14 protein-coding genes are annotated in these 18,100 nt (G+C 29.7%); 4 read left to right on the top strand and 10 right to left on the bottom strand.

Features of this window, described 5'->3' with window-relative positions; genetic code table 11:
• Nucleotides 1-128 precede the first annotated feature (128 nt).
• From HMPREF9629_RS10285 to ispD, 4 genes are all read left to right on the top strand, one after another.
• Complete coding sequence (locus HMPREF9629_RS10285) at nt 129-1,571, top strand: MBOAT family O-acyltransferase (protein WP_009526322.1); 1,443 nt, start codon at nt 129-131, stop codon at nt 1,569-1,571.
• A gap of 20 nt (nt 1,572-1,591) precedes the next feature.
• A complete protein-coding gene (locus HMPREF9629_RS10280; RefSeq protein WP_009526321.1) occupies nt 1,592-2,833 on the top strand; it encodes an alginate O-acetyltransferase AlgX-related protein in 1,242 nt (413 codons plus the stop codon).
• Nucleotides 2,834-2,851: 18 nt separating this feature from the next.
• On the top strand, nt 2,852-3,868 hold the full coding sequence (gene tsaD, locus HMPREF9629_RS10275; protein ID WP_009526320.1) for a tRNA (adenosine(37)-N6)-threonylcarbamoyltransferase complex transferase subunit TsaD: 1,017 nt from the start codon (nt 2,852-2,854) through the stop codon (nt 3,866-3,868).
• A 180-nt stretch (nt 3,869-4,048) separates the two neighbouring features.
• The gene (ispD, locus tag HMPREF9629_RS10270) at nt 4,049-4,738 is read left to right on the top strand and encodes a 2-C-methyl-D-erythritol 4-phosphate cytidylyltransferase (RefSeq protein ID WP_009526319.1); all 690 of its coding nucleotides are present in this window, start codon (nt 4,049-4,051) and stop codon (nt 4,736-4,738) included.
• 490 nt (nt 4,739-5,228) lie between these two features.
• Here ispD and yaaA read toward each other — a convergent pair whose 3' ends face one another.
• The 10 genes from yaaA to tnpA form a co-directional block, all read right to left on the bottom strand.
• On the bottom strand, nt 5,229-5,969 hold the full coding sequence (gene yaaA / locus HMPREF9629_RS10265) for a peroxide stress protein YaaA (protein ID WP_009526318.1): 741 nt from the start codon (nt 5,967-5,969) through the stop codon (nt 5,229-5,231).
• On the bottom strand, nt 5,969-6,421 hold the full coding sequence (gene bcp, locus HMPREF9629_RS10260) for a thioredoxin-dependent thiol peroxidase (RefSeq protein WP_009526317.1): 453 nt from the start codon (nt 6,419-6,421) through the stop codon (nt 5,969-5,971). Before bcp ends, yaaA begins: the two co-directional genes overlap by 1 nt.
• A 141-nt stretch (nt 6,422-6,562) precedes the next feature.
• Nucleotides 6,563-7,426, bottom strand: a complete 864-nt coding sequence (locus HMPREF9629_RS10255; protein WP_009526316.1) for an MBL fold metallo-hydrolase — start codon at nt 7,424-7,426, stop codon at nt 6,563-6,565.
• Nucleotides 7,427-7,602: 176 nt separating this feature from the next.
• The gene (locus HMPREF9629_RS10250) at nt 7,603-10,947 is read right to left on the bottom strand and encodes a DEAD/DEAH box helicase family protein (RefSeq protein ID WP_009526315.1); all 3,345 of its coding nucleotides are present in this window, start codon (nt 10,945-10,947) and stop codon (nt 7,603-7,605) included.
• An 88-nt stretch (nt 10,948-11,035) separates the two neighbouring features.
• A complete protein-coding gene (locus HMPREF9629_RS11945; RefSeq protein WP_009526314.1) occupies nt 11,036-12,088 on the bottom strand; it encodes a restriction endonuclease subunit S in 1,053 nt (350 codons plus the stop codon).
• Between the two features lie 28 nt (nt 12,089-12,116).
• Nucleotides 12,117-13,085 carry a site-specific tyrosine recombinase/integron integrase gene (gene xerA / locus HMPREF9629_RS10240; protein WP_009526313.1) on the bottom strand — a complete coding sequence of 323 codons (969 nt, stop codon included), beginning with the start codon at nt 13,083-13,085 and terminating at the stop codon, nt 12,117-12,119.
• A gap of 51 nt (nt 13,086-13,136) precedes the next feature.
• Nucleotides 13,137-14,303 (bottom strand): restriction endonuclease subunit S, encoded by a 1,167-nt coding sequence (locus HMPREF9629_RS10235; protein ID WP_009526312.1) that lies wholly within the window; start codon nt 14,301-14,303, stop codon nt 13,137-13,139.
• A gap of 67 nt (nt 14,304-14,370) precedes the next feature.
• Nucleotides 14,371-15,873 (bottom strand): class I SAM-dependent DNA methyltransferase, encoded by a 1,503-nt coding sequence (locus HMPREF9629_RS10230; RefSeq protein ID WP_009526311.1) that lies wholly within the window; start codon nt 15,871-15,873, stop codon nt 14,371-14,373.
• On the bottom strand, nt 15,874-16,923 hold the full coding sequence (locus HMPREF9629_RS10225) for a Fic family protein (RefSeq protein ID WP_009526310.1): 1,050 nt from the start codon (nt 16,921-16,923) through the stop codon (nt 15,874-15,876).
• A 582-nt stretch (nt 16,924-17,505) separates the two neighbouring features.
• Complete coding sequence (gene tnpA / locus HMPREF9629_RS10220) at nt 17,506-17,970, bottom strand: IS200/IS605 family transposase (protein WP_009526309.1); 465 nt, start codon at nt 17,968-17,970, stop codon at nt 17,506-17,508.
• Nucleotides 17,971-18,100 lie beyond the last annotated feature (130 nt).

Raw genomic sequence — 18,100 nt, 5'->3', positions numbered from 1 at the left:
GATTTTATGTTATAATATAAAAATATATTTTAAAATAAAATTTTTATTGAACAATTTTTTTATTAAGCAATTTATGAAATTGATGATAAAATTGGATTAAATTTAATAATATACAGTTTGGAGCAATTATGAATTTTACAAGCACATTATTTTTATTTTTATTTTTTCCTATATTTTTGATAATATATTTTTTATTACCTAATATACGATTAAAAAATATATTTTTACTGATAGCAAGTTTGTATTTTTATTCTACAGGTGAACCTATTTTTGTATATGCTATGATTATTTCCATAATAGTAAACTACTTCATAGCCAAAAATATACATTCTACACGAGATAAATCCAAGCAAAAAAAATTTCTTATAATCAGTATTGTACTTAATATAGGATTATTGGCATTTTTCAAATATACGAATTTTTTGATAGCTACAATAAATTCGCTCTTTTTAGCGAATATTTCCCTTGTAAACATACCTTTACCGATAGGCATATCATTTTTTACATTTCAAACTATGTCTTATGTGTTTGATGTTTATTATGATGATGCCAGAAACGATTCTATACATTATCAAAAAAATATATTGGATTTTGCATTATATATAAGTATGTTTCCGCAATTAGTTGCCGGTCCTATAGTAAGATACAGCAATATTGCAAAAGAAATAAAAAGCAGAAAATTCAATCTTAATGATATAAATGACGGACTTAAAAGATTTGTCTATGGTCTTTCAAAAAAAGTTTTGATTGCAAATTCTATGGCTATTGTAGCTGACAGAGCTTTTATGCTTGATCCTAAAGATGCCGGTTTTGCAATGCTTACACTTGGTGCAATATCTTATACTCTGCAAATATATTTTGATTTTTCAGGATATTCTGATATGGCAATAGGTATAGGTAAAATGATAGGTTTTCATTTTCCTGAAAACTTCAAAAATCCATATCTCGCAAAATCTGTGACAGATTTTTGGAGAAGATGGCACATAACATTATCTTCTTGGTTTAAAGATTATTTATACATTCCACTCGGTGGTTCAAAAAAAGGATTCAATAAAACCATAATAAATCTACTCATAGTTTGGGTATTAACAGGTTTATGGCATGGTGCTAAATGGACTTTTGTACTTTGGGGATTGTTGTATTTTGTATTCTTAACCTTTGAAAAACACTTTAAAGCCACTCATAACAACAAATCTATAGATAGAATATTGCCATATTTTTTGTGCAGAATTTATACAATGGTAGTAATTGTACTACTTTGGGTTATATTTAGAAGCGACAGTATAAGAAGTGCTTTTTTGTATATAGCAAATATGTTCAACATAACTAATAGAGGTCTTGTAAATTCTCAATCACTGTTTTATATAAAAGATTTTTTATTAATTTATATATTTGCAATACTATCTTGCACAAATTTTTTCAAAATACTGCCTAAAATAATATTCAAAAATCCGGAAAAATCCTATGTATACAATATTTTCAGTATAATAGTTATTATAATATTATTGATACTTTGCACATTATATATAATAAAAGGAAGCTATAATCCTTTTATCTATTTCAATTTTTAGATTATTTAACAGGTGATTAAATGAATATATTAAATATATTGAAAAAATATTTTTTGATTTCATTTTTCTTGTTGTTTCTAACAATTTTAGGAGCAATAAGTTATTTGAACTTGATAAACAGCGATAACACTAAAACTTTTGATACTTCAAAGCTGTCATTATTTGCAAAAGATTCCATATTAAAAGAAAAACACAACTACTTGGAAAGCAGTTTTAATGAAAATTTTGCAGGAAAATTATTTTTTGTTGAAAAATATGGTGCATTGCAAAAACTTTTCGGCAAAAAACTTGTAGATGACAGTTTAGCTGAAAGACGTGTATATAAAGGCAATAACGATATGCTTTATTATATTATTCCTCAAAAAAATATAAATGAAAAAGCTGTAAAAAATATCGCTTATGTAAAGACTGAGCTTGAAAAATCGCAAATACCTACAGCATTTATAATGCCTCCTAATAAACACAGCATAAACTCAGAAAATTTTCCTTATGGTGTACTCGACTATGCAACTACAAACTCAGATGAACTTTATCAAACTCTTATGGAAAATGGTGTAACAACGCTTAATCTGAACTCTGACTACTTTAAAGAGCAAATGGACGATACAAGATATTTTTATATGACAGATACGCATTGGAAAAATGAAACTGCATTTTGGGCATATCAAAAAACCTTAGAATTTTTAAAAAATACTCTTTCATATGATTATTACAACAAAAACAACTCCAATCTGCTTACAAATTATAGTGTACAAAAAACCGAAAATACTTATATAGGCTCAATGGGTAAAAGAGTTGGTAAAGATTATATCGTAAAAAAAGATGACTACGAGTTAATTCTGCCTGCGTTTGAAACAAATTACAGTTATAAAAAATACGATGAAAATTTTGCCTTATTAGGTGAAAAAATGGGTAATTTTGAAAAAGTTTTTGTAAACAAAGAAATATTGGAAAGTAAAGATATATATACAGATAAATACACTACTATGATGGGATATGGAAGCCCTTATGAAATCATAACAAATGAAAATATAGATAACAATTCAAAAATAGCTATAATAAAAGACTCATTTGCTATGCCTTTCAGTGCATACTTAAGCACAAATATAGCTCAAATTCACTTATTGGATACAAGATACGAAAATATAAGAAAGAATTTATTAAGTACAATTAAAACTTTAAAACCTGATTATGTACTTTTTATATGTTCGCCTTCATCTGTATATTATTTTCCTGATATGTTTGAGTTTGGAGCAAAATAATTAAAAAAAGGATTTAAGATGAAAGATTTAATAACACTTGCCATTGAAACGAGCTGTGATGAAACAGCTGTAGCAATAGTAAAAAACGGCAGAGATGTACTGTCAAACATAATAGACACTCAAATACCTATACACACAAAATTCGGAGGAGTTGTACCAGAGGTTGCATCAAGAAATCACATACAAAATATAAATGATGTATGCAAAAAAGCAATAAGTGATGCGAATGTTAATTTTGATGATATTGATTTTATAAGTGTAGCCAACAGACCTGGTCTTGTAGGCTCATTACTTGTAGGCGTATCATTTGCAAAATCTCTTGCTTTTGCACTTGATAAACCTATTGTAGCAGTACATCATATAAGAGCTCACATATGTGCAAATTATATAGCACACAAAGAATTAAAACCTCCATTTTTATGCCTTGTTGTGTCAGGTGGACACTCTCATATTGTAAAAGTTGAGGACTATACAAAATATATTGTACTTGGAAAAACAAGAGATGACGCTGTAGGAGAGGCATTTGACAAAGTAGCGAGATGCCTTGAGCTTGGATATCCTGGTGGACCTAAAATTGACAACTTGGCAAAAGAGGGAAATGAAAATGCGATAGATTTTCCAAAAACACATTTTGAAAACTCGCTTGATTTTAGTTTTTCAGGTATTAAGTCAGCTGTACTTAATTATCTTAACACTATGAAAATGAAAAATATTGAAGTTAACAGAGCAGATGTCGCAGCCTCTTTTCAAAAAGCTGTAATATCCATACTGTGTGAAAATTTGATAAAATCTGCAAAAGAATTAAACATAAAAGACATAGCCATAGCAGGAGGTGTATCAGCAAACTCATATTTAAGAGATACTTTAACCAAAATATGTGAACAAGAAAACTTGAAATTATACTATCCTCCACTTTCTCTATGCACTGATAATGGTGCTATGATAGGTAGCTGTGGATATTATGAATATCTTAGAGGTAACATATCGGATATGAGCATGAACGCATATGCGTCTTATGATATAGGCAAAGATTAAAAAATTTATATAGAAATTTCTCAAATATAATATGCTTTTATAATTTTTGTATTTCAAATTGAAATATAATGCTAAATACTATTATCCAATTAAAATATCTATAATTTAGATAATAGAATAATTAATTAAAAATAAAGTATATTATATTTTTTTATAATAAAACTCTTGAAAGGAAATAATATGAATATAGCTGTAATATTAGCAGGCGGTACAGGAAGTAGAATGCAGTCAAAAATACCGAAACAATTCATAAAAATAAACGGCAAGCCTGTAATTTCATATACACTTATAGCATTTGAACAAGCTGAACTGATTGATGAAATAGTCGTAGTATGCCTCGATTGTTATAAAAATAATATCGAAAATATAATATCAGATTTCAAAATAAGCAAATTCACTTCATTAATATCAAACGGAAGTACAAGACAACAATCAGTATTCAACGCCATATCTCATATAAAAAACTATGCAAAAGATGATGATATAATTTTGATACATGACGGAGTACGTGCAATGATAACACCAGATATGATAGATAAATGTGTTGTAGATACAAAAAAATATAAAGCTGTTACACTTGCACAAAAGACCAAAAATACTATGATAATTGCAAAAAACTGTCAAATTTCAAAATATTTGGACAGAGATTTCGTTTATAATGTACAAACACCACAGAGCTTCAGATTTGATATAATATATAATTCTCATATTAATGCCATTAAATCAGGTAATATAGATGTAACAGACGATACACAAATAGTTATGCCATACTATAACAATATCCACATAACAGAAAATGACCTACCAAATCTGAAACTCACAACAAAAGAAGATATAATGCTGTTTGAATATTATCTAAAGTCTATTTGATTAAAAACGTATTTAATTATAGCTAAGTTACCTAACCCCCATTTCAAATGGGGGATTTCAAAAAAAACTAAGCCTAATTTATATCTTTTCTCCAAGACTCCCATCTTCATTTACATAATGTCCATCTATTATCTCCCTATAACCACAACCAAAAAACCAATTGTTTTGTTCGACAAAATCAATAAATTTATATATCTGTATTTATAGGCACGTTTATACAACCCATTATCTCAATTTCTTTTGTTTTCATGTACTTATCCTTGATTATTTGAATAATATTTTCCGACTAATAGAGCTTATAGCTTATAAATATAAAGTTTTAAAAAAGTGTATATTTATACTGAAATCTTATAGAATAATGGAAGTTTATAATAATTAATTTTTATAATAAAACATTTATATTGGTGCTCTATTATATTATTTATCCATAATTTTATTAGATAGTAGCATTAGCATTTAAGTTAATATACATTTTAATTTCAATAAAAATTTATTTTACAAATACATACTCATTTTCATTAGATATATTGTGCTCAAATCTATATCCCATAAAATTAAATTTTTTAATATCTTCTATGTCTTGAACATTATTTTCTGCCATAAACCTTATCATTTCTCCTCTTGCCATCTTAGCATAAGTTCCTTTTTGGACTAATTTCCCTTTTGATATTTCATAAAAGCTGATACTTATATACTTATCTTCAGACTGTATATATTTTTCTATAGATTTCGAATATTCTTTAGAGGCAAGATTTATAATTATACGTGATTCATCAATAACTTCATCATATAATTTTCTTCCCCAAAAATCATATAAACCCTTTACATTATCTATATCAGTTTTTGCTTGCATTTCCAATCTATATGGACTTACCCCATCCATAGGTTTAAGGACACCATAAAATCCTGACAAAATTCTAAGATTTTTTTGTATATATTCAATCATATTATCTTCCAAAGAGGATGGAGATATATGCTGATATTGAATTCCTTCATAAGAAAAAATTGCCGGCGTGAGCATTTTTGTAAGGCTCATATCAGCGAACCTTTCTATGTTTTGCTTGGTTATATTATCATTAGCTTTCCATAATTTTTTAGCTTGTTCATAAGTTAAAGACTGTATAAAACGCATTATCTTTGTACTGTCCTCTAAAAAAACAGGTAAAGAACTATATTGTAAGCTATCTTCATCAACACTCATCTTTTTGGCAGGCGAAATTATTATTCTCACTATATTTCTCCTAACATTTGCGATGGATTGTCTGCCGCTTTTACCTTACCAAAAGATTTTATTATAATACCTTTTTCATCTATTAAATACGTTGTTCTTTCTATGCCCATATATGTTTTTCCATAATTCTTTTTTTCTTTCCAAACATCATAAGCTTTTATAGTATCTAATTGCTCATCAGATAACAATGTAAATCCCAAATTATGATTTTCTTCAAATTTTTTATGAGATTTCACACTATCCTTACTTACGCCTATAACCACCGCATTTTTTTCTACAAATTGAGGATACATCTCGCTAAAACCACAAGCTTGCTTAGTACAACCCGGTGTATTGTCCTTGGGGTAGAAATATAAGACTACTTTCTTACCTAAATAATCACTTAATTTGTGTAAATCTCCATTTTGATCCTGCAGTTCAAACTCAGGTGCCTTAGTTCCTATTTCTAACATTTTAATTTCTCCTTTTTATGTTATTTTTTCGTTCATATTGTGTACTATTTCTTACTAAATCTAAATTTTAAAAACTTTGATACAATTTTTATTGCCTTTTTTCAAATCAGCATACTTTTCACTATAAGCAAATATACATTTCTAACACTTATCAAGGAAACCATCTCTTGCGTTTGCTTTTGTATCATTTCTTTCATCAAAGCCATCATATGGTGCTTTAGGATCATGAACTTTTGGTTTTCGCCTTAATGAATTACAAACTTCATCTACATGAGCAAAAGCAAAGTCTATATCATCAGTCCAGCCTGTATGCCCTGTAATAATCTTTAACCTAAGATTTCTTTTTCTCAGTATTTCTTCCAATCTTTTAAGTGACTTAATTTGCAACTTTCTATCTTCAGCAAGAGTATTTAAAAATGCGTAACCGCCATCTGCTCCAAACCAAATCGTATCTCCTGTAAATAAATAAGCATCATCAATTAGATATACAAGATGTCCCCAACTATGTCCCGGCACAAGAAAAGCTTCTATTTTAATATTTCCAATATAAAACACTTGTCCATCGTCAATCAAGACTTTTTTATTATCAATATACACTTGAGGTAATTTATGTAATCCCCAAAAGACTTTACGCCGTTTATGACCTTCTATATACTCATTTTCAATTCTTCCGATATATATTGTTGATTCACTAAATAATTCATCACTGCCTCTTTCAATAGCTCCTACATGATCAGTATCTTGATGAGTAATTAAAATCTCCTTTATATCTTTCGGATTAATATTAAGCCAACTCATTTTTTCTGCAAGTCTATCATAATTATATCCTGCATCAATCATAATAGTATAACCATCTTTTGTATAAAAGTAAATATTAGCTACATATTCCCTGATACAGCTTACTTTTTTATCAATAAAACCTGTATTTAAAGGTTTAAATATTTCTTTTCCACGAAATAGAAAAGACATAAATCTAACTTGAAATTTCGAATCTTTTTTTGACATAATGTCTCAACCTTATTCCTTTCATACCGGTTCTATACTAAGTAAGCAGACATCAACAATAAATGTATATTAAGCAAAAAGGATGTATCTATCACAATAACTAATAAAAACGGCAACAGATATGATGATTTTAATAAAAAATTATATTTTAAATTCCTATCTAATGAAATTAAAATTTATGCTGCTGCATTGTCATTTATTGTATCTATAACCTTTCTAATTCCAATCCATACAGTCAAATCTTTAAATATCTCAACGACACTTCCCTGATCTGTAAACGGAGATTCCTGAAGCACTGAAAGATCTCTCATCATTCCATTATGAACAATGTATTCAACAATCTGATTTACGAAGTAAATTTGTCTGCTATCAAGACTTGTACTTGTCAAATATTCTGAGAATGCTTCTTTGGCCGCATTCATATCCAGTCCTACAATCTCACGAACAAATTCACCAAGAGGTTTTGTTCCAAATTCATTTTCATAATCCTGTTTTGTTCCAATTTCATACCATAATATTTCTTCTAACAAAGCAACATCTTGCTTAGTTAAAGGTTGATTTGTCCTTAACTTTGCAATAGCAATATTATCCTGATGTTGCCTAATATAATATTCTGCCTTTGCCTTATAATTTTTAAGTTCATCATTCTCAAGCTCAGATTCTTTCCATTGTGTTGAAATCAATTCATCAGTAAAATTTGTTACATATTTGATCATTTCTCTTGGTATATACTTCATTAAATTGCGTATCCTTTTTCTTATTTCTTCAAATTCATTTATTCCAGCATTATCAATATAATCTGTATTAAGAATTTGATTAATAAAACCTGACTGCACCTGAATTTCATGTATATTGGCAACCCTTGCAATTCCTGCAACTTTCGTATATAAATCAGTACGAGCCTTCGAGTATTTCTTTCCATATAAATAAGCCAATTCAATTCCATACATAAGCGCATCAAATCTCACAGCGCTTATATCTTCTCTATCCGGCAATATCAAAGGTGCAACCTCTTCTTTTACAATTAATGTATCTTCATATGTTATAGTCTGATAATTTGCTTCTGAGCAGTACAATTCTACATACTTCAAGTGCTGACGAACAGCAAAATTATTTTTCAGCAATTCCTGTACCTTCTCGCTCATTTGTTTAACCAATGTATTTCTATATGCAATCAAGCTATCAATCTGATAATCTATATCTTGAAGTTTATATGAAATCTCAAATTTCAGATTAAAAATTGCCCCTTGAATTGCAATCATGTTAGCAGTGGCTTTTCCTTTATTCATTCTGAAAAATTCAAAGTTTCCGCAAAAATCAAAGATATAGAATTTCTGCTTGTCTTCTCCATCTAATAGACCGGGACAAAGTCTTGTACCACGACCAATCATCTGCCAAAATTTTGCTTTACTCATAATCTTTTTAAAGAAAACCAGATTCAAAACTTCCGGTACATCAATACCTGTATCTAACATATCTACGGAAATTGCAATCTGAGGCATTTTCCTTGAATCAGAAAACTCATCAATAACACTCTGTGCGTAGGTCATATAATTATCTATTACCTTTGCATAATTAAGAAGATGCGGATACTCTTTATTAAAAACTTCCAAAATTTTTTCTGCATGATCATGATTTTTTGCAAAAATAATAGTCTTTCCTAATTTCTGTCCGTAATCAATCTTGATACCATCTGTCATCAAAATATTTAATACTTGTTTTATAGTATCCTCATTAAATATCCATCTATTAAGTGCTGATGAACCTATTGATTTTGGCAAATCACCTTGCTCATTCTCAAATGTCTCCTCATATTCCTTTTTATCTTCTTCTGATAATTCATCATACACAATTCCCTGCTCAATAAACTTAAGTTTTAATTCAACAGATACATAATCAACGAGATATCCATCCTTTACAGCCTGTGCTAAATCATAACCATAAGTGGGTACTCCGTTTTCCAATTCAAAAACTTCATAGGTATTCTTATCAATTTCATTCTTTGGCGTAGCTGTAAGTCCAATAAGTGGCGCATCAAAATATGAAAAAATATCTGTATATTTATTATAAATAGACCTATGAGCCTCATCACAAATTACAAGGTCAAAATGACCACATGTGAAAAGTTTTCCTTCTTTATCATTTATTGTATCAATACAATTAATCATTGTCTGATAAGTTGAAAATACGCAATGTGCACTATAGTTATCTTTTTCTTCAACAATGTTTGTACATGATAAATTAGGCAACATATTCACAAAGCTTCTTTTAGCCTGTGTAACAAGTGAATTTCTATCAGCAAGAAACAAAATATTCTTTACCCATCCTGATTTCAGCAAACAATCACATAAGGCAATAACTGTTCTTGTCTTCCCAGAACCAGTTGCCATAACCAGCAAAGCTTTTCTACGGTTCTTTTCATCAAAGCTACTGCAAACTGCTTTAATAGCAGATTCTTGATAATAACGTCCGGCAATATTCTTATCTACTACGACATGTTTTAGACTTGTCCTCATTCTCAGCAAATTAAACCACTTCTCCAAGTCTCTTTTTGAATAAATAAATGAACATTTTCTCTCAGGATATTGTCCATCAATAATATGAGTTTCAAATCCATTTGTAAGAAAAATAACCGGTCTTCTCTTATATTTTTGTTCTAATAAATCAGCATATAGTTTCGCCTGTTGCCTTCCCTTAGAAACGTCAACACAAGTTCTTTTTGCCTCAATTACAGCCAATGGTTTATGCATATCATCATAAAGAACATAATCCGCATATCCAACTTCAGATTTATTTGGCATTCCAGGAAGTTCAACCTCATTAATCCAATCCTCACCTTCTATCCAACCTGCGTCCATCAGCATAGAATCAATGTATAGTTTTCTCGTTTTATACTCAGATAAATCAAGAGGTTTCGGTACATAAGTTTGCTGTTGTTCCTGTCTTCTATACGAAAGTTCTTCTTTAAGTGAGGCATTTTCTGCAATTAATTTCTGTAAATCAAGTTCTCGTTTTGCAGACTTCTCCTGCTGTTTTGCTAATTCTTCTTTTACAGAATTAACACTCTCTTTTGATTCCTTTGCCCTCTCTATTCGAGAAATAATTATTGTTTTATCAAAAAAATGCTCTTCGTACTCATCAGAATAACAATATGCAATGTAGTCCAAATAAATAAACAAATTTTCAAGACAAAGCATCGCCTCATCTCTTCCAAGTTTTTTATTACTATGCGCAACATTATTTCCACTTCTACGAATATAATCCATACGTTTCCAAAGATCAGGCCCTACAATCTGTCTATACTCTTCCGCATTCATCAAGCTTTGTAAATTATCCTGGTATGGCATTTTAAGTTCCGCATCTACAGAATACATCCACTTTAATGCAAACTCCATAGCTCTACGACTATTTATAATACTGGCCTGAGGATCCATAAGGATAATCTTCTCTGCAGATATTGCAACATCTGCGAATGTAGAGAATTTTGATTCATTTTTTAGATAATCAAAGTTTGTAATCATAGGAAACCTCCTATTCAATATTTCTTTTAAATACATTTATCAAATTGTCAATTTCCATTTTTAATCTTATTTTTCTTATGTATATCTCCTACATAAATTTTGATTTGTCGACTTGCTTAACAAAAGTGGCAAACTCGTTTTGAAGTTCTATAGGAATATCATATACTTTCATTTTTGTTAGTCCCGATATTGTTAGTGCCGCATAAGCCGTTCCAACAGACATACTCTTTTTGTATCTTGTAATTAAAAATTCTAATAAATTCTTTAGATACACAGAATTAAATTTAGCTGAAGCATCTACTCTTATCAAATTACCATCTTTATAATAAAAATCGTTCTTGCCATCAACAATCCAAATTACTCCAATTGTTCCAACTGCTGAAATTAATAAATCATTCACTTGGGGAACTCCGTATTGTTTTTTTATTTCTTTGAATCTTTCTTTTGTAATATAAAGTTCTGTAGATATATTATTTCCCTTTGATAGCTCAACAATTTCTTTTGTTCTATAAAATGGAATGCCTGAAGAAACATATTCTTTTTCAAAAATACGCTTACTTGAGCCTATCTCTGTCAACTCTCCCAATTCCATCATTTTCCAATCTTTAGAATTCATTATTGGCTCCCCAAACATCTCTACAAATCGGACTTTAATAAGATTGTCTAAAAAATGTAATTCTTGTTTTCTTTGTTCAATAATTTTTGTAATAATTTTCAGTTTTCCAACAATAGATACCTGTTCATCTATAACTCTATAAGGTATTTTCATTTTTCTCATGGCTGTTTGAGTAAGTTTCTGTCTTGTAGCTCCATTGATTAATCCATCAACATTATAAAACATTAGAGAATAGCATAAATAATCTATATTTAAACCTGATTTTGCTTTCAATACATGTGCGTGGTTGTTTACCCAACATCTACCGGAAACTCTATATGCAATAGGTTTTTCTTTGGAACCAAAATTTCCTCCATCTTCAGCAAGTAATACTAAGTCATCATCAAAAATATAATCATTAATATAACCTTGTAATCCATTTGCTCCATAATAAGGATATTTCCCTTCTTCTCTATCCGATGCTGTAATAGGAATTCTCATTGAATCCAATATATCACAACAATCTTCTAATAGTATCTTTTCCATACACTATCCCATGCAAACCCGAATTTAATTAAGACATAAATTTTTGATGAGATGTTTTTACATTATTTTGATTTACCATTGCATACTGCATTGTTGTATCAATTTGTGAATGTCCAAGAATTTTCTGTACTTGTTCTATCGGCATACCCTTATCAATAGCTCTGGTTGCCATTGAACGCCTAAACTTATGCGGATGTATTCTTTCCAAATTTAATTCTTTTCCAAGTTTTCTAAGCCGAATTTCCACACCACTGATTTTCAATCTGTCATAAGGTGAATCTAAAGTGACAAAAAGAGCTCTATTATTGTCTTTTCTTTTATCTATGTATTCTTTCAAGTGAACCTTTGCTTTAGCATCAAAATATACTCTACGTTCTTTATCTCCTTTTCCATATACTATACATTCACGTCCTTCAAGATCTATATCATCTATATTAAGGTTTACCAACTCTCCCACTCTTATTCCTGTTGAATATAGCAAATCAATAATGGCTAAATCTCTCTTTTCTTTACAACTATCTCTTAATTGCTCAATCTCCTCGTCAGAGATTGTACTTTTAACAACTGTTTTTGTCTTAATTTTATGAATTCTTTTCATCGGACTTTTCAAAATGTAATCCTCTTCTTCAAGCCACGAAAAGAAACTGGAAATATTCCTACGGACGTTATCAATTGTTACATTGGTACAATTATTTCTCTTTTGATAATTAGATAAATATTCCCTCATTTCTTCCGTAGTAATTTTTCTTACACCTGATTTTACTTTGTAAAATAAGTGTTCTATAGTAGTTTTATAATATTTGACGGTTCTTTCCGAACAACCTTCTATTTGCTTTGCTTCAAGAAACATTCTCAAAAAATCTTCATCGGATATTTCCTTTTTCTTGACCTCATTTTCTGCAAAATTACGAATAATCACTTCTTGAAGTTTTTTCATTTGACTAATTGATAAGTACTCTGCCATCTCATTAAGTACTAATACTATTTTCTCTTCCATGTTGGTATCTCCTTATATCTACCAACATCATCCAACCATAAATAAACTTATTTATCCAAAATATTTTTGCATTAATGAATCAAACAACAATTGCGTTTCATCAAGTGCTTTTTGCACTGCAACTTTTGATTTGTCGACTTGGTGGACGAAGTCAACATAGTTCTTTTGCTTATCAATAGACGGAACTAATATTTGAAAATTTTTTATCATATTTCCATTAAGATTTGGCTGTCCAGCACCTTGAGCAAGGTCTCTTAATTTTTCATAAGAAAGTTCAAGATATTTCCACAAAAACATTGAATCAATTTTATCTGACGGCAGAATGCAGGCACATGCTTGATTTGTAGCTGCTTCTATACCAAGATAAGCCGTCATACCTCTTGTCTTCCCTTGTCCATACATCGCAACTAAAACAGTTCCAGCTGGTACTAACTTAGCAGAAGAGCCAGCTAAACCATACTCTGTAATATGCTCATCAGCATCAAAGATTACATTATTCTGTAGTTCCGTTGTTTTTATCCACGGAATTGTTCCACCATCCCAATATTCAGCCTTGTCTCTGCTCGGAGTGCCTCCACTTATAACATCAGTTAAATCCTTTATAAAAGCATATTGATATTCTATACTTTCATGAATACTACCAAACATCTCTACAAATCGGACTTTAATAAGATTGTTCATTTCAAGCAACTCATTTTGTCTAATTTTTATAATTTTATGTATTTTATCAAGAACTTTAACTAATTTATCTTGTTCTGATATTATAGGAATATCAATTATTATTTTTTTTAAATCTTTTACTGAAAAACTTGCTTGATTAACAGATTTCTTAGTGATATTATTAAGCTGTTTTCTAAACTTATATCCATAAAAATAATATTTTGCATAAGCTGGATTAATTATATTTCTATTTGCTCTTAGTCTTAGCAAATTCATACCATGTATTATCACTTCATTTTCCATCTTTTCATATAATACCGTTCTTCCCAAATATTGAACGCTATTAATATGTGACATTAATAAATCTCCATCCTCAAGTATATATTGTTCATATTTTATTGGATCTATAATTCCTGCAAACCCCATTCTATCCCTGTTAAACTTATCATTTGCTATTGTTTCTATTCTTGTAATAGGAAATCCACCATCAATATCTCCCTGCTTTATATTTGCTCCATTCTGTATATAAAAGAAACACTCATCAACTGTTTTTAACATTTACGTTATTCCTGCAAACCCGAATTTATTTAAGACATAATTCAGATTCCCTTTCATATTTTTTATACTACAACTCCAACAATCTCTCCAGTTCTTCCATCTCTTGCCCAATTTCCATTTCAATTTCACGGATATTTGCCATAATTTCAGATGTTGGAGGATATTCTACTGCTACATACTCAATTTCTTTATATTTATTGATACTAAGATCATAATCATTACTTACAATATCCTTCTTTGGAACCATAAATGATTTATCTGTACGTTTTCTGTCTGTTTCCTTTTCTAAATTCTTGAATCTTTCAATAATATCTTCAATATCATTTTCTGCAATTGGTGAGCGTTTATCATCTAAGCTGAAGCCATCTGCTTTCATATCATAAAACCAAACATTGTCTGTTCCTCCATGCTCAGTTTTTGTAAATACAAGAATAGCAGTTGAAACTCCTGCATACGGTTTAAATACTCCTGATGGCATTGAAATGATTGCCTCTAATCTATGATTCTCCACAATTTCTCTTCTAATATCCCTATGTGCTTTTGAAGAGCCGAATAAAACTCCATCTGGAACTATACAAGCGCAACGTCCGCCAATTTTAAGAATTCTAAGAAATAAAGAAATAAATAATAATTCTGTCTTTTTTGTTTTACACATCTTGAGCAAATCTCCTGATACTGATTCTGCATCAAGACTTCCTTTAAATGGCGGATTTGCAAGTACAAGTGTATATTTATCTCTATCGGTATTTTGATCTGATAAGCTATCTCTGTATTCAATGAATGGATTATCAATTCCATGTGTCATCATATTCATTGCTCCTATACGAAGCATGGTTCTATCCATATCATACCCATAAAACATATGGTTCATATAATGGTCTTTTTTCTGCTTATCAAAGAAAATTTCTTCCTTTTTCTTTTCTTTCAAATATTCTGCTGACGCAACTAAAAATCCTGAAGTTCCACAAGCAGGATCACAAATCATTTCATCGCTTGAAGGGTTCATCATTTCAACCATCATACGAATAATATGTCTTGGAGTTCTAAATTGTCCATTCAATCCTGACTGTGCAATCTTAGATAAAAGGTACTCATATACGTCACCTCGTACATCAGCAGTCTGAATTTCATTCATTACTTTATATATTTCATCTAATGAATCTACAACTTTTGACAAAACAAGTGGTGTTGGTAATTTAAAAATTGCATCATCCATATATTTTGAATAAGCACTATTCCTATCACTGTGCAATGTTTTAATAAACGGGAATACCCATTCTTGTATTACAGAGTACATTCTATCAGCTGGAAAATCATGGAAAACAGACCATTTTAGTTGCAAACCATCTATAGTTCTTTCCCCAACCTTTACTTCTTCTGAAAAAATACTCTTATAAGGAAGCCCCAGCATTGCGCTTTCTTTTGCCCTTATATTATCTGAATCATCTAAATCATGAATAAACATTAGATAAGTAATCTGCTCAATCACTTCAAGAGGATTAACTAATCCACCTGCAGCAAATATATCCCATAAACTATCAATTTTATTTTTTAATTCACCTGTAATCATTTAGTCCTTCACTTTCCACACATATTTTGTGTAACGGCCTCCGCCTATTTTTTTTATTTTTCCATTTTTTAACAAATCTGCTAAAGCTCTTTGAATTGTTGTATCACTAATATATGGATTCATTTCCATCAACTCAGATTTTGTAATTGTACCCATATGATTTTTTATTATCTCACGAATACGATCGGTTTTAGAAAAATGTGGATTAGTCAACAACTTCACTTTATCTTCAAATTCCTTATAAGCATTTATAAGCACATCAAGCATATAATTTATAAAAGGCTTGTAATCATTTTTATTTTCATGCCATTTAATGTAGCTGTTATAAATAGCTTTATAATAGTTTTCTTTTGATTCTTCTATTATTTTTTCAATACTAATGTATTTTCCAACTATAAAACCTGATTGGTGTAATAAAAGTAACGTAATTAGCCTGCTAATTCTTCCGTTTCCATCGTTAAACGGATGAATACATAGAAAGTCTAAAATAAACATTATATCAAGCAGTAATGGATCAACTTCACCCTTCGCTTCATGAAACGCATTACACAATGCATCTATGGAAGAATATGTTTCCAATACAGATACAGGTCTAAATCTAACACTCTCGTTTCCATTCTCATTAGTATCGCTAATAATATTATCCGATGTTTTAAATACACCTACATCAATACTTCTAAGAAATTTATATAAATCCCTATGCAACTGTAGAAGATAATTAACATTTATTGGAATATAATCATAATTCTCATGAATTATATTTAATACATCTCTATATCCGACTATTTCACATTCTTTACTATTTCGAGGCATTGTTTTCGCATGCACTAAGTTCTTCAATCTGTCCTTTGCTACCAGAATACTTTCCATTATATTTGAAGCCTCTATACTTTGAACTTTGGCAATTTCTATCAATTCATTAAGTTCATATTTATACGATTCAATGATTATCCCACATTTACCCTTATATTCATTTATAAGAACGAGCTTCTTAACTATTTGAGGCGTTAATAATTTATGCCATTTTTCTACGTAATTATAATCTCGCATCTAATTACCTCATTAGCATTTTCATTTCAATCATTCATTTAATATATAACTTGATTAAACTATCCCTATAATACTATTTTTTAATTTAGTTGTCAATAATTTTAATTTAGTCATTTTAATATATTTCGACTAAATTAAAACTGTTAAATGAACTAATCAAAAAAGAAAGATGATACTTATAAACAACAATAAGACAAATCTAAAAACAAGGATAACGATAAAGCCGAAACAATTTATTTTTCAATTAATAGACAACGTTGTTTATTAATACTAAAAACAAATAAAAACATCGAATTATTTAGTAGATAGATTATGTGACACCATAAATTTATTAACTAAAAATATTGTAAAAAGTGTTATTCATAGAGAACGAATTATCTCTACTATTAGATTGGTTATTAGTATAAAATATAAACCTTTAAAAAGATATATAAGTCAATAAACAAATCAAAACCACCAGTTGAACTGGTGGTTTGCAAAGCCCTAAAAGGGTATTTTACTAGCTACCTCTCAAGAGGTATCGAATAGTCCGCCAATTGCATATTTTTTACTGGCTGCTGCTAAAGCAGCTTTTTATTTTGCCTATTTATTCTTGCTACCCGTAAACGGGTCAATGTATTCTTTAAATGATATCTGATCATTTATTATATCTTCTTGCAATTGGTTCTTTATATAATTCTCTATTACTTTTTTATTTCTTCCCACTGTATCTACATAATATCCTCTGCACCAAAAATGCCTGTTTCCATATTTATATTTTAAATTCGCATGTCTATCAAATATCATAAGACTGCTCTTTCCTTTTAAATATCCTACAAATTGTGATACACTTAAACTTGGCGGTATACTCACTAACATGTGTATATGGTCCACACATGCCTGCGCTTGTATTATCTCTACTCCTTTTTGTTCACACAGCTTCCTTAATATTTTTCCTATGTCTAGTTTTATTTTTCCATAGACTTCTTTTCTTCTAAATTTGGGAGCAAATACTATATGATACTGGCATCTCCACTTGGAATGTGATAAACTATTTATGTCTTTCATAACAAAAACCTCCTTTTGATTTTATTTTGGTTTTGGCGGACCAATTCTATTATATCAAAAGGAGGTTTTCTTTTATCTAAAGATTTTTATTCCCCCAGTAAAACTGGGGGTTTATTTTGCTTAAGCTACA

Source organism: Peptoanaerobacter stomatis, assembly GCF_000238115.1.
GTDB classification, from domain to species: Bacteria; Bacillota; Clostridia; order Peptostreptococcales; family Filifactoraceae; genus Peptoanaerobacter; species Peptoanaerobacter stomatis.
Note: the sequence above shows the minus strand (reverse complement) of the source record. Positions and strands in the feature narration are given on the sequence as shown.

What these genes read in the sequence shown, in the direction of transcription:
- tnpA (WP_009526309.1), bottom strand. Translation starts at nt 17,970, where the DNA reads ATGAAAGACATAAATAGTTTATCACATTCCAAGTGGAGATGCCAGTAT.
- HMPREF9629_RS11945 (WP_009526314.1), bottom strand. Translation starts at nt 12,088, where the DNA reads ATGGAAAAGATACTATTAGAAGATTGTTGTGATATATTGGATTCAATG.
- xerA (WP_009526313.1), bottom strand. Translation starts at nt 13,085, where the DNA reads ATGGAAGAGAAAATAGTATTAGTACTTAATGAGATGGCAGAGTACTTA.
- HMPREF9629_RS10255 (WP_009526316.1), bottom strand. Translation starts at nt 7,426, where the DNA reads ATGTCAAAAAAAGATTCGAAATTTCAAGTTAGATTTATGTCTTTTCTA.
- HMPREF9629_RS10235 (WP_009526312.1), bottom strand. Translation starts at nt 14,303, where the DNA reads ATGTTAAAAACAGTTGATGAGTGTTTCTTTTATATACAGAATGGAGCA.
- HMPREF9629_RS10225 (WP_009526310.1), bottom strand. Translation starts at nt 16,923, where the DNA reads ATGCGAGATTATAATTACGTAGAAAAATGGCATAAATTATTAACGCCT.
- HMPREF9629_RS10230 (WP_009526311.1), bottom strand. Translation starts at nt 15,873, where the DNA reads ATGATTACAGGTGAATTAAAAAATAAAATTGATAGTTTATGGGATATA.
- bcp (WP_009526317.1), bottom strand. Translation starts at nt 6,421, where the DNA reads ATGTTAGAAATAGGAACTAAGGCACCTGAGTTTGAACTGCAGGATCAA.
- ispD (WP_009526319.1), top strand. Translation starts at nt 4,049, where the DNA reads ATGAATATAGCTGTAATATTAGCAGGCGGTACAGGAAGTAGAATGCAG.
- tsaD (WP_009526320.1), top strand. Translation starts at nt 2,852, where the DNA reads ATGAAAGATTTAATAACACTTGCCATTGAAACGAGCTGTGATGAAACA.
- HMPREF9629_RS10280 (WP_009526321.1), top strand. Translation starts at nt 1,592, where the DNA reads ATGAATATATTAAATATATTGAAAAAATATTTTTTGATTTCATTTTTC.
- HMPREF9629_RS10285 (WP_009526322.1), top strand. Translation starts at nt 129, where the DNA reads ATGAATTTTACAAGCACATTATTTTTATTTTTATTTTTTCCTATATTT.
- HMPREF9629_RS10250 (WP_009526315.1), bottom strand. Translation starts at nt 10,947, where the DNA reads ATGATTACAAACTTTGATTATCTAAAAAATGAATCAAAATTCTCTACA.